The sequence below is a fragment of the Cellulophaga algicola DSM 14237 genome, from assembly GCF_000186265.1.
GTDB classification, from domain to species: domain Bacteria; phylum Bacteroidota; class Bacteroidia; order Flavobacteriales; family Flavobacteriaceae; genus Cellulophaga; species Cellulophaga algicola.
The window spans coordinates 2,263,739-2,276,489 of sequence record NC_014934.1; the positions used below are offsets into that span (position 1 = coordinate 2,263,739).

Below are 12,751 nucleotides of genomic sequence, written 5' to 3' on the forward strand. Positions count from 1 at the left end.
CTAATTTAAGTGTTTAACCAGTGTCAATAGATACTGAAACAAGTTTAAGATACATGAAACAATTGACAAAGGCAGAAGAAGAGGTAATGCAGGTATTGTGGCAATTAGAAAAGTGCAATGTTGCGGCTATAATCGAAGAATTGCCAGAACCAAAACCTGCTTACAATACAGTATCTACTATTGTACGCATCTTAGAAAGTAAAGGTTTTGTAAATCACGAACAGGAAGGGAAAGGCTATTTATATTTTCCATTATTGAAGAAAGCAGACTATAGCAATCAATCTATCAACAAACTAGTAGATGGTTATTTCCAAGGTTCTTTTAAGAGTATGGTGTCTTTCTTCATGAAAAAGAATGATATGAATTTATCGGAACTAGAATCGATATTAAAAGAAATTAAAAAGGAAGAAAAATGATACAGTATATTTTAGAAAGTATAGCTTTTCAGCTTTTGTTTTTAATCGTTTATGATCTTTTTCTGAAAAAAGAAACCTTTTTTCAATGGAACAGAGTGTATCTCATTGGTACCTATGTCTTGTCTTTAGTTTTGCCTTGGGTAAAAATTGAAGCCTTAAAAACGAAAGTATCAGAAACTACTTTTAGCTATCCAGAGTTTTTATGGAATACAAATAACGTAGAAGTTACTGGTATTTCAGAGGGTAATACGCTTATGGATTGGTTGCGTATTGTAGCCATTGCTGGAATGTTAATAGCAGGTTTAATTTTTGTATTTAAATTATATCAGATAAAACAATTAAAGGATAAAGGCACAATTCAGTATTTAAGTCATTTTACACAAATCGTAATCAATAATAGTGAAATTGCATTCTCATTTTTTAAGTCGGTTTTCTTAGGAGATAAAGTATTGGAAAAAGATTATGAAAGCATTGTAGCACATGAATTGGTTCATATACGTCAAGGACATTCGTATGATTTGGTCTTTTTTGAACTCCTCCGTGTTATCAATTGGTTTAATCCCTTAGTGTATGTATACCAAAATAGAATATCAGAATTGCATGAGTTTATAGCGGATGCTCACGTATCTAAAACCCATAAAAAAGAACAATACCAACTGTTGTTATCTCAAGTTTTTCAAACAGAAAATATTTCATTTATCAATCCATTTTTTAAATCATCATTAATCAAAAAACGAATCGTTATGTTACAAAAATCAAAATCAAAGCGTGTATTTCAGTTAAAGTATTTAGTATTAGTACCATTAGTTATTGGAATGCTATTTTATTCTTCATGTGAAAATGAATTAAAAACGAATGAATTGGAACAGGGGGCAACCTTAAAAACATCTTCTAATGAACAACAAATCTTGGAAGTATCAGATTATGAAAAATTCATATTAGAAGTATCAGATTTAGACACTTTAACCGAAAAAGAAAGTATTCAAAGAGCTGAGTTTTTTTCTAAAGTAGAAGCTTATAAAGAAGAAGGTAATTTTGTTATAAGTGATGAAAAAGGTAATTCAATAAAAATTAAAACAAATACGGAAGGAATTGAGTCTGTAAATGTTATCAAAGGAGATTCTGCGATCTCTAAAGAAGAGATAGATTATGATAACGCTACAGATGTGCCATTTATGGTTGTAAATGAAGCCCCAGTTTTTCCTGGTTGTGAAGATGCTGAAAACCAAAGAGCTTGTTTTAAAGAAAAATTATTTCAGCATATTAATAAGAATTTCAAATATCCTCAAGAAGCTCAGGATAAAGGAATACAAGGAAAAGTAAATATCTTATTTACAATAGATGAAACTGGAGCTATAGCAGGTTTAAAAATGCGAGGTCCTGATAAGTCATTAGAAGCAGAGGCCGGGCGTATCATTTCTTTATTGCCAAAAATGACACCCGGTAAGCAAAACGGGAAAGTAGTTCGTGTACCATTTTCTATTCCTATTTCTTTTAAGTTACAGTAAAATTTGCACCTAAATTTGAAGATATGATTAAGGCCAAAGTAAATTCTTTGGCTTTTTTGTTGCTCAAAAACAAGGAATGATCAGAACTAAAAGAGGAAATCCTCATAACAACCAATTAAATAACTCAAAAAATCGTAATTTTCCACAAACTTTATAGCGCACATGCGTATAGTATTAATTTTATGTGGATTTTTTCTAGTTGTTTCTTGTGATCTCTTCACGTCAAAAGAAGAGAAAACACAGCAATTGGTAACACGCGAATTGCAAGAAATAAATTTCAATGAAGTAGATCAATTTCCGCTTTTTGAAAATTGTGATGAGGCGGATTCTAAAGAAGAAAATATGGAATGTTTTCAAGAAACATTACTTAGGCATTTTTCTACTTCTTTAGACGGATTTGAATTTGTATTAAGGGAGGAAGTTTTAGACACATTATACGTCGATTTTTTAATGGATAAAATGGGGGCGGTTTCTGTTCTAGATATTGAACATAATGCTATCGTCGAAGAACAAATACCAGAGTTTGATGCGGTGATTACCCGTTGCTTACTTACCTTGCCACAAGCATCACCGGCACTAAAAAGAGGTATTCCAATACGAGCAAAATTTAGAATTCCGATTGTACTTAATACCAAATAAATTAACTCTTGGCTAACGAAAAAATTATTTTAGGGATAGATCCTGGTACTACTATTATGGGTTTCGGACTCATAAAAGTGGTGAATAAAAAGATGGAGTTTCTTCAAATGAACGAGTTGTTATTGCAAAAATACAATGACCCCTACGTAAAACTTAAACTTATTTTTGAACGCACCATTGAGCTAATAGACACTTATCACCCAGATGAAATAGCAATTGAAGCGCCTTTTTTTGGTAAAAATGTACAGTCTATGCTAAAACTAGGGCGAGCGCAAGGTGTGGCCATGGCAGCAGGATTGTCTCGTGAAATTCCTATTACAGAATACCTTCCTAAAAAAATTAAAATGGCTATTACGGGTAACGGTAATGCTAGTAAAGAACAGGTAGCGAAAATGCTTCAAAGCATGTTGGGACTTAAAACATTGCCTAAAAATCTAGATAGCACAGATGGCTTAGCGGCAGCAGTTTGTCATTTTTATAATGAAGGTAGAATAGAAGTAGGTAAAAACTACACTGGTTGGGATGCTTTTGTAAAACAAAACGAAAAAAGAGTAAAAAAATAAACGCTTCTAGTAAGCCCTAGAAAGATCATTGTATATTAAATTATGTCCGGAATTTATATTCACATTCCTTTTTGCAAGCAAGCTTGTCATTATTGCGATTTTCATTTTTCGACCAGTATGGGGAAAAAGGAAGCCATGTTGTCTGCGATAAAGCGAGAACTAGTACTCCGAAAAAGTGAGTTTAAAAATGAAGTAGTAGCGACTATTTATTTTGGAGGAGGAACACCATCTGTATTATCTACAGAAGAAATACAAGGAATTATCAACTCGGTGTACGCTAATTATTCTGTGGTAGAAGGTCCTGAAATTACTTTAGAAGCTAATCCTGATGATCTTTCAGAAGATAAAATTAGAGTGCTTTCTAAAAGTCCTATTAACCGGTTAAGTATTGGTGTTCAATCGTTCTTTGAAGAAGACTTAAAAATGATGAACCGTGCACATAACTCTAAGGAAGCAAAAAAATCATTAGAAATTGCTACGCACTATTTTTCTAATATTTCTATTGATTTAATTTATGGATTGCCAGGTATGAGCAATCAACGTTGGGAAGAAAATATAGCATTAGCCTTATCATTTGGTGTGCCGCATATATCTAGTTATGCGCTTACAGTAGAGCCGAAAACAGCCTTGGCAAATTTTATAAAAAAAGGGATTATTAAACCTGTTGATGATGAAGTAGCTTCTGCCCATTTTAATATTCTTTTGCGAGAAATGGAAGCCAATGGCTTGGACGCTTATGAAACTTCAAATTTTGGGAAGCCTGGTTTTTATTCAGAAAATAATACGGCCTATTGGTTGGGTAAAAAGTATATTGGCGTAGGCCCATCTGCACATTCTTATGACGGCATTCGTAGAGGATGGAATATCAATAATAATGCAAAATATATAAATGCTTTGGCAAATGATCAACTTCCTATGGAGGTTGAGGTGCTTTCTGAAACTGATCGTTACAATGAATATGTAATGACCGGTTTACGTACTATTTGGGGCGTTTCATTGACTAGAATATATTCAGATTTTGGTGCTAATTTTCATAAATACCTTTTGCAACAAGCAGAAAAACACATAAAACAAGAACTATTGGTTGTTGAGAATGATACGCTAATAACAACAAAAAAAGGGAAATTTTTGGCAGATGGAATTGCCTCTGACCTTTTTATGATTAACTTGTCAGAGTAAATACAACCATTTTTGAAAGCTATAATCACACATAAAAAAGAATCTTATTCTATAGATCTCTCTAAACCGTTAGATATCTCAATTCCACTTCGGGGAGATACCACTAATGTAAATGCATGGTATACAGAGCCGCCAAAAATAACCCCACATACGGAGGGCGAATTTGTGGGTAAAGTAACGGAAGGTGCCTCTACCAATTTTAATGATATTTGGTTTAATCCTCACGCACACGGAACACATACAGAATGTGTTGGGCATATTACAGAGGAGTTTCATTCCGTAAATAAAAATTTAAAAAAATATTTTTTTTTGGCTTCGGTCATAACGATAGCACCAGAAAAAAAGCAGGAAGATTTTGTGATTTCTAAAAAGCAATTGCAATATGCATTAAAGAACTTTGTGGGAGATGCTCTAGTCATCAGAACCTTGCCTAATTTGAAAGATAAAATGAGTCGGAAATATTCTAATTCTAATCCGCCATATTTGTTAGAAGATGCAGTTAATTATCTTGTTGAGCTTGGTGTTGAACATTTGTTAGTAGATTTGCCTTCTATAGACAAAGAAAAAGACGGCGGCGAGCTATTAGGTCATAATGCTTTTTGGAATACAACTGGGACGCTACGGAAACAAGCAACGATAACGGAATTTATTTTTGTTGGCAATGTCATTAAAGATGGATTGTATTTTCTGAATTTACAAGTAGCACCATTTGAAAATGATGCGAGTCCGAGTAGACCAGTCTTATATAAAATTAAAGAGTAATGGATAATATTTTTGATACTTTTTTAGGTTTAATTCTAGGTGCAATTGTAACCTATTGGTTGTTTAATTTATTCCGAAAAAAGAAAAGTAGAGAGCTTACCGAGGTACAGTCACTTGTATTATTAGAAAAAATAAAAAGTGTTTGTAAACTTGTTACAGTAGAAGGAGATTTTGCAGAAATTTACCGATATGAGAATACTAAAGAGCGTTTTTTAAGCTTAGTTTCTAGTAAGAAAAAGGCTTTAATTGTTATTAATGCAAAAGCCCAAATTGGGTATGATTTAAAGAAGTTGATCTTGAATGCTGATAATGATCGCAAAATAATACTTCTCAAAAGCTTTCCAGAACCCGAGATACTTTCTATTGAACCTGAATTGGATTTTTACGATATTAAAAACGGAATGTTCAACGCGTTTACTCCAGATGACTTAACGGTTTTAAACCAAGAGGCTAAGCAGCATATACGGGATAAGATTCCTGAAAGCGGACTGATGGATACCGCACGAAGCGAAGCTTTAGAAGCCATTTTATTAATTGAGTCTATTGTGGAAACTATAGGGTGGAAGTTGGATTACTCTGCGTTAAAGATTGATGCAAAAGAGCAATTATCAGAACGGAAAAGTAAATTAACTAGATTTTTAGAATCATGAAATTAAGAAACCTCTTTGCAATAAGTTTATTTTTAGTATTTTCATTTTATACCTTCGGACAAACAGAAAAATCAATGAATACATTCGATCCTAACTATGCACACACCGTTTTCTTCTGGTTGCATCATCCAGATAGTAAAGAAGACTGTAAGGCTTTTGAAACCTCATTACGTAAGTTTTTAGACCATTCAGCGTATGCTAAAACAAAATTCATAGGAAAACCACCAAGAGCAAGTAGAGAAGTTGTAGATGGTTCTTTTACCTATTCTTTAGTGGTGACATTTGAATCTGCAGAAGCTCAAGAGGCGTATCAAAAAGAAGCGCCACATTTATTATTTATAGAAGAATCTAGTAAATTGTGGGATAAAGTTATTGTTTACGATTCTAAAGATATAGCTCTTTAAAAACAGGTATCTATTGTGACTAGATTTTAAGGGTATATTATAAATGTTGGCAATAGTTTAAATTAAACCTTATAAAGATGATGATCCCGAAAGTAACTCAAGGAAGTACAAAAAAAATACATACCTTTTTGGACATAATTCTTATTTGATGGTTATTTGATAGTTGTGGAATAGAAATTTTTAACTAGCAGATAAACAGTTGTGTTTTATTTGACGACATAATTAATCATAGCCGTATACACATGAATATAGAAGTATTTAGAGCATATTGCATCGCTAAAAAGGGAGTTACAGAAGAATTTCCTTTTGATGAAGATACTTTAGTTTTCAAAGTTATGGGTAAAATGTTTGCCTTATCCTCACTAAAAAGATTACCTACTCAAGCCAACTTAAAATGCAATCCAGATAGAGCACTTACTCTTCGCGAGGAGCATGATGGTGTGATTATTCCTGGATATCATATGAGTAAAATACATTGGAATACGCTGTTTCTTGAACGTGTTCCTCCAGAATTGTTGAAAGAGCTAATCGATCATTCTTATGATCTAGTTGTTTCTAAACTTACCAAAAAAGTAAAAGAGGCACTAAATTCTCTTGATTAAAAGCTTTCTTAAAAAACGTTTGTCTACAGATATTTGCTGTTCGTCTACACTTCATAAGGTAATGGTCGGTTTTCTAAAATTTTGTGTGTAGTGCTGTACTACCTTTACACCAGTAATGAAGCAAAACACTAAAAATATATAAGAAATCTCAAATCTTACTTGTAGCTAGTTCCCCCCGAGCCCTATAGGTAATTAGACCAGCGAAAGCTGGTCTTTTTTATTTTTTAATATAACCTATCTTTGCCTTTCATTTTATATATGTTTCAATGCAAGGTTTAAAGTCATTCTATTCTGAAAAGATCACAGAATTAAACAAGCAGCTTTCTGGTGTTAAATCGCAATTATTGCGATCTAGTATGGTGAGGTTGGTTGTTTTTATTCTTATGATTGTGGGTGTCGCTCTTTTTTATGATACTCCACAAGCAGTAATAGGGATTGTTTTATTTTCCATAATATTATTTCTTATACTCGTTTCTAGACATACTAGTTTACAGTATAAACGTGATAAAATTTTAGCGCTTTTACATATTAACGAAACAGAGATTAAGATATTAGATCGTGATTTTCATGAACAACCAGATGGGAGTGAGTTTAAAGATCCGTTGCATTATTTTAGTCAAGATATTGACTTATTTGGCAAGGGCTCTTTCTACCAATATTTAAATAGAACTGTATTGCCTCAAGGTAGTGAGCGCTTAGCTTCTTTATTTGTAGCAAATGAAATTACGGGGATCGAGGAAAAGCAGGAAGCAATCAAAGAGCTTTCTCAATTACCAGATTGGCGCCAGGAGTTCACGGCAGTAGCATCATTAGTAAAAACAGAAACCCCTTACCAAGCAATTATAACTTGGATCAATGAATACCAGCGTTTTCTTCCAAAATTTATGAAAACGTTACCCTACATTTTTTGGGGTATATCTGTTTTAGCAATCCTTGGTTATTTTATCATTCCATTATCAATTTTTGCTTTATTGGTTGTTTTTGTGGTAGGACTTATTGGTACTAGTTTTTATATAAAGCATATCAATAAATTGTCTAATGATACGGGTAAAATTCAAACCACATTTCATCAATATCAAAAATTAATTCTAGAAATAGAGAAGGTAGAATTTAACACGAAACTTTTAAAAGAAAAACGTGCGGCTATTTTAAATGAATCCGAAAAAACGTCAGATGTATTGCATGAATTTTCAAAAATATTAGATGCTTTAGATCAACGTAATAATATGTTATTCGGAATTTTTGCTAATGGTTTTATGCTTTGGGATATCTATCAATCCTATAAAATTGAAGATTGGATTTCTAAGCATGGTGAAAAGATAGAAGGCTGGTTTGACACCATTGCTTTCTTTGATGCTTATAATAGTCTAGCCAATTTTGCATACAACCATCCAGTCTATGTGTATCCTAAATTAGTTGCATCTAATGTGGTCTTAAAATCTATAGGGGCTGGACATCCACTTTTAAATCCAGAAAAAAGTGTTTTAAATGATATTCAGATAGACAGTGAGCAGTTTTTTATTATTACAGGGGCTAATATGGCAGGAAAGAGTACTTTTTTACGAACAGTTTCTCTGCAAATTGTAATGGCAAATGTAGGTTTGCCTTTGTGCGCAAAGTCCGCAGAATACACTCCTATTAAGTTAATTACCAGTATGCGTACTACAGATTCTCTTACAGATGATGAATCGTATTTCTTTTCTGAATTAAAAAGGCTTCGCTTTATCGTCGATGAAATTAAAACAGACCGCTATTTCATTGTCTTAGATGAAATTTTAAAAGGCACCAATAGTACGGATAAAGCCATAGGATCTCGAAAATTTGTTGAAAAACTTATCGGAGGAAAAGCTACAGGTATTATTGCAACACATGATTTAAGTTTATGTGAAGCGGCAAATGATTTACTACAAGTGAAGAATCATTATTTTGATGCAGAAATTATAGCTGATGAATTGCACTTTGATTATAAATTTAAAGATGGAATTTGCCAAAACATGAATGCATCATTTTTGTTGAAAAAGATGCAGATTGTAGATTAATAGTTTATTAATAAATCAAAGACATAAAATTTTATAAATGGATTCATTAACACAAATAGTACTTGGTGCAGCCGTTGGCGAAGCTGTATTAGGAAAAAAAGTGGGGAATAAAGCCATGCTTTTTGGTGCCATTGCAGGAACGATACCGGACTTAGATGTTTTTGCACGGTTTCTTACTGATCCTGTTTCTGCTATAGAATGGCATCGTGGCTTTAGCCATTCTATTTTATTTTCAATATTATTTGCTCCTATTTTTGGATGGATAGTTTTTAAACTACTACCCAAGAAAGAGGCCAGTTGGAAAGATTGGTCTTGGTTAATGTTTTGGGGGCTTTTTACGCATCCCATTTTAGATTCTTTTACAACATGGGGCACACAACTTTTTTGGCCTTTTAAAACCCGCTTAGCCTTTCAAAATATTTTTGTTATAGATCCATTATACACCCTCCCCTTTTTAGTACTCTTGGTGCTGGCTATGTTTCAAAAGCGGACTTCAATAAAGCGAAGAAGGTACAACAACTGGGGATTAATCATTAGTTCTGCATATTTGTTGTTATCGCTGGTATTAAAAGCTATTACCTATCATAAGTTTACACAAGCATTAACAGAACAAGGTATTGAATATATTGAAATAGATACAAGACCAAGTCCGTTTAATACCATTCTCTGGACCGCAAATGTGGATACTAAAGATGCATATTTAATTGCGAATTATTCTTTTTTTGATACCAAGCCAATCACTTTTGAATCCTATCCTAAAAATCATGAACTTTTAGGAGATTTAAAGAATAATGATAAAGTAAATCGCTTAGAGCGTATCGCAGAAGGGTGGTATATCATAACAAAAGATAACGGACAATTGTTTTTCAATGACCTTAGGTTTGGTTTGATGAGCATGGATCCAAAAGAGAAAAATTTTGCATTTAAGTACCAATTGACCAACACGCAAGGTAAATTAGATATTGTGGAAACTCCCAAAAATGTGGGGGATGCTAAGAAGTTAATGCGAGAACTTTGGAACCGAATCTTAGGAAACTAATACTGATGTGTTTATTACACAAAGCGTCTCGCTTCTAAAGGTTTTTCATTTGCAGTTTATGAAATGAATCTGCTTGTAGCTTTAGCAATTCTTCTACTTTTTGTTTTTTATAATCGTAGATTGCTTTTTCTTCAGCGATGTCTGCATAAATCTTATTGTTTAAAGATTCATCCGTAGCTACAAGTAAATCGCGCTGCTTTACTTTTTGAGTCACCCAAGATTTAACTACACTTTCTTCTTCTTCCAATTTGTAATCATACGTGCCTTTAGGCGATAAAAGTTTCGCAATGATTGGCGAAGTTTCTATAGCAAGAAAAAGTAAGAAAATAAAGAATGAGGGTAACCATGGCAATTTATTTAATGCGGTGATTCTAGCCATAAGTCCATCAAAACCATCTATGATGGGTTGGGAGTCTGTTACAGATGTTGTGTACTGATTATTAAGAAGAGTAATTTGAGATATTAGGGCTGTAATTTTTTGAGCATTAGTTTCTTTCAAAGTGTTCAATTCTTTTAGTGCAGCATCATGTTTATCTCGTTTTTCTTTATACACAGGTCCTTTTCCTAATAGTTTGGTGCCAGCGGTGCCTTCTGCCTCAGATATGTAGGTATCATAAAGTGCATTTGTTGCTGCTTCTTGAGTTGTTATTTCTGTTTTTAATGCAGTAATGTCATTATTTAATTCTTCAATTGCAGGAGTGTATTGTAAGGCAATTTGATCCTTATTTGCTAAGGTTAGTTCATTCTTTTGTTCTAATAAAACTTGATTGATTTCTTTCTCAAATATTTTCATTTCTAAAGGCTTAGAGATTACAATGGCAATAATTACGGCTAGAATAATTCGTGGTGTGGCTTGTAGTAATTCGCTGCCAAATTTATCTCTCTTTCTAATGGTAGAAACAATGAAACGATCTAAATTAAAAATTAGTAATCCCCAAACGAGTCCGAAGAAAGAGGCCGTATAGGCATTGTCAAAAACAGTGTATAAAGCATAACTACTGGCAATGAAAGCTATAACAGCAGTAAAGAATACCGTAGCGCCTATTCCTGCATATTTGTTGCGCTCCCCTTGCGAACATTCGGCGAGTATTTCAGAATCGGCTCCTGAGCACAGGATAAAAAAAAGTTGTAACATAATTGATTTGATTAATGATTGATGAGTATCTAAAGTACAAATTCTATTTGAAAAATTATGTTAAACTAGTACTATGGTGCTACAGGCATTTCATTAAGGAGTTTTTTAATATAAAAAAAGCCTTCGTTTAGAAGACTTTTTTAGAATCAATGTTTTAGTTTTTAATGACGATTGGGTTTTTTGAAATTTTAACGGTAGGGTTTTTACTTCCCGTATTTCTAGTATCTATGTTTAACTTATTATTGTTTTTGATTAAATCAATGGCTTTGTCTGAGCTTATTGCCTTTCCTTCATAATAGAAGTTGGCATTTTTTTTAGCCATTTCCATAACGTGGTCTAAGGGACTCTTTGGTGGTGCTGGGGTAGCGGCGGTAAAATAGGATTAGTTTCTTCTTTTTTTACCAAAGCAGTGTATTTCTCATAAAGATTCATTATTTTTTTATAGCGTGCATTTAGTTCCTCTAAAGTTCCAGTTCCTTGTTTGGTATATGCACTAACCGCATTCCCATATCTATTTGCATTCTCAAGAAACAGTTGTTTTGCTTTAGCTAGTTCTGTTGAATTACTCTCGCTAATAGGCAATGGAGGTGGAGGTGGTGGAGGTAATAGTTTTTTGTCTTCGGCTGTTAATTCGCTAGTTTTTTTATATTCCTTTTGTCCGTTTTTAATTAGTGTAGTATAAGGTTTAATTGGGGGTGTTGCCGCCGTAACTTTAGCTCTGTTTGTATTTGATAGATTATAGTACATGGTTACTAAATTGGAAAAGATATCGTCCATTTTTCTCTTTTCTGATTCCGGCTTGTGAATGTAATGTGGTTTTTCCTTTGTCAAAACTACGTATGCGTTATACTCTTTTTTGTAACTTTCAATTTCATCTTGTAAGTGGTTTGTGCTGACTTTGTTCAAATCTGATGGCGAACTTAGTTCACTGTTTTCTTGAGAAGGCTTTTCCATTTTTAAGATCTTTTTCTCGCTAAAGCCATATAAGGCAAATACGAAAATAGGTAGGGCTAGTAAACTGCGTAACCAAACGGCTTTTTTTGATGTTGTTTTTTTCATGATGGTAAAACGTTTTTTGATTGATGAATAATTGATGGCATTTGCCAATTGGGTTTCTGTAGCATTTGATGAGAATGCTAATAATATTTGTTGATAATTTGGTAATTGGGTTCCTTTTTTTAGAACGGCTTGATCTGCTAAGAATTCATGATTTAGTTTAATGGCTCCTTTGAACAAATAGACCAAAGGGTTAAACCATAATAAAACTTGTATTAATTCTATGAAGAGCACATCTATACTGTGCTTTTGTGCCGCATGTGTTTGCTCATGCAAAAGCACCGCTTCAGGAATTTCATGGGCTTCAAATTTTTGTTTGTTCAAAAAAATAAAATTGAAGAAGGTGTGCGGTGACAGTCTTTCTTCTAATAACACATGAATGCTACGGTCATATTTAATTTTTGGGTTTCTTTTTATTCGTGTGCTTAATTTAAATAAATTATTGCAAAATTTATAACCAAATACCAAGACTCCAATTCCATATATAACCCAAAGGGAAGGTGTTATAAGGTCATTTTTTTGAGTAGGCAAAGGCATTTCTTTTATAGTAAACTCTGATACAGCGATATCCACGATGGGTTCAGGGCTTATATAGATGTATTCAGTAAATAATATAGTAGGTATTACTGCTGCAACTATTAGTGCCGTAAGGAGATAAAATCGTTTAAAGGTATGCATGCTTTCATTTTCTAACATTACTTTGTAGAAAACAAAAAAGATAGCTAGGCATGCTGTTACTTTTATAAGATATAGCCCCAT

At 33.2% G+C, this 12,751-nt stretch carries 14 protein-coding genes; 11 read left to right on the forward strand and 3 right to left on the reverse strand.

Going from position 1 to position 12,751, the window contains the following annotated elements; all coding sequences use genetic code 11:
- The first annotated feature begins 53 nt into the window (after window positions 1–53).
- The 11 genes from CELAL_RS09845 to CELAL_RS09895 all read left to right on the forward strand — a co-directional run bounded on the left by CELAL_RS09845 (window position 54) and on the right by CELAL_RS09895 (window position 9,801).
- Complete coding sequence (locus CELAL_RS09845) at window positions 54–416, forward strand: BlaI/MecI/CopY family transcriptional regulator (protein ID WP_024481940.1); 363 nt, start codon at window positions 54–56, stop codon at window positions 414–416.
- Complete coding sequence (locus tag CELAL_RS09850) at window positions 413–1,924, forward strand: M56 family metallopeptidase (RefSeq protein WP_013550762.1); 1,512 nt, start codon at window positions 413–415, stop codon at window positions 1,922–1,924. Before CELAL_RS09845 ends, CELAL_RS09850 begins: the two co-directional genes overlap by 4 nt.
- Window positions 1,925–2,086: 162 nt before the next feature.
- On the forward strand, window positions 2,087–2,563 hold the full coding sequence (locus CELAL_RS09855) for a hypothetical protein (RefSeq protein WP_013550763.1): 477 nt from the start codon (window positions 2,087–2,089) through the stop codon (window positions 2,561–2,563).
- A gap of 8 nt (window positions 2,564–2,571) precedes the next feature.
- Window positions 2,572–3,126: a crossover junction endodeoxyribonuclease RuvC gene (gene ruvC / locus CELAL_RS09860; protein WP_013550764.1), complete on the forward strand. Its 555-nt coding sequence runs from the start codon at window positions 2,572–2,574 to the stop codon at window positions 3,124–3,126.
- Between the two features lie 42 nt (window positions 3,127–3,168).
- Entirely contained in the window at window positions 3,169–4,305 is a 1,137-nt protein-coding gene (gene hemW / locus CELAL_RS09865; protein WP_013550765.1) for a radical SAM family heme chaperone HemW, read from the forward strand.
- Window positions 4,306–4,317: 12 nt separating this feature from the next.
- Window positions 4,318–5,067, forward strand: coding sequence for a cyclase family protein (locus CELAL_RS09870; RefSeq protein WP_013550766.1), 750 nt, complete (start codon window positions 4,318–4,320; stop codon window positions 5,065–5,067).
- Window positions 5,067–5,717: a DUF4230 domain-containing protein gene (locus CELAL_RS09875; protein WP_013550767.1), complete on the forward strand. Its 651-nt coding sequence runs from the start codon at window positions 5,067–5,069 to the stop codon at window positions 5,715–5,717. The genes CELAL_RS09870 and CELAL_RS09875 overlap by 1 nt, the downstream gene beginning before the upstream one ends.
- Entirely contained in the window at window positions 5,714–6,121 is a 408-nt protein-coding gene (locus CELAL_RS09880; RefSeq protein ID WP_013550768.1) for a Dabb family protein, read from the forward strand. Before CELAL_RS09875 ends, CELAL_RS09880 begins: the two co-directional genes overlap by 4 nt.
- Window positions 6,122–6,363: 242 nt before the next feature.
- Entirely contained in the window at window positions 6,364–6,723 is a 360-nt protein-coding gene (locus CELAL_RS09885) for an MmcQ/YjbR family DNA-binding protein (protein ID WP_013550769.1), read from the forward strand.
- A gap of 266 nt (window positions 6,724–6,989) precedes the next feature.
- Entirely contained in the window at window positions 6,990–8,762 is a 1,773-nt protein-coding gene (locus tag CELAL_RS09890) for a MutS-related protein (protein ID WP_013550770.1), read from the forward strand.
- Window positions 8,763–8,799: 37 nt separating this feature from the next.
- Entirely contained in the window at window positions 8,800–9,801 is a 1,002-nt protein-coding gene (locus tag CELAL_RS09895) for a metal-dependent hydrolase (protein ID WP_013550771.1), read from the forward strand.
- A 34-nt stretch (window positions 9,802–9,835) separates the two neighbouring features.
- On the opposite strand, the gene CELAL_RS09900 is transcribed toward CELAL_RS09895, so the two are convergent.
- The 3 genes from CELAL_RS09900 to CELAL_RS21490 all read right to left on the reverse strand — a co-directional run bounded on the left by CELAL_RS09900 (window position 9,836) and on the right by CELAL_RS21490 (window position 12,751).
- Window positions 9,836–10,936 carry a DUF4407 domain-containing protein gene (locus tag CELAL_RS09900; RefSeq protein ID WP_013550772.1) on the reverse strand — a complete coding sequence of 367 codons (1,101 nt, stop codon included), beginning with the start codon at window positions 10,934–10,936 and terminating at the stop codon, window positions 9,836–9,838.
- Between the two features lie 154 nt (window positions 10,937–11,090).
- Complete coding sequence (locus CELAL_RS22370; RefSeq protein ID WP_169311403.1) at window positions 11,091–11,258, reverse strand: hypothetical protein; 168 nt, start codon at window positions 11,256–11,258, stop codon at window positions 11,091–11,093.
- 14 nt (window positions 11,259–11,272) lie between these two features.
- On the reverse strand, window positions 11,273–12,751 hold the full coding sequence (locus tag CELAL_RS21490; protein ID WP_013550773.1) for a M56 family metallopeptidase: 1,479 nt from the start codon (window positions 12,749–12,751) through the stop codon (window positions 11,273–11,275).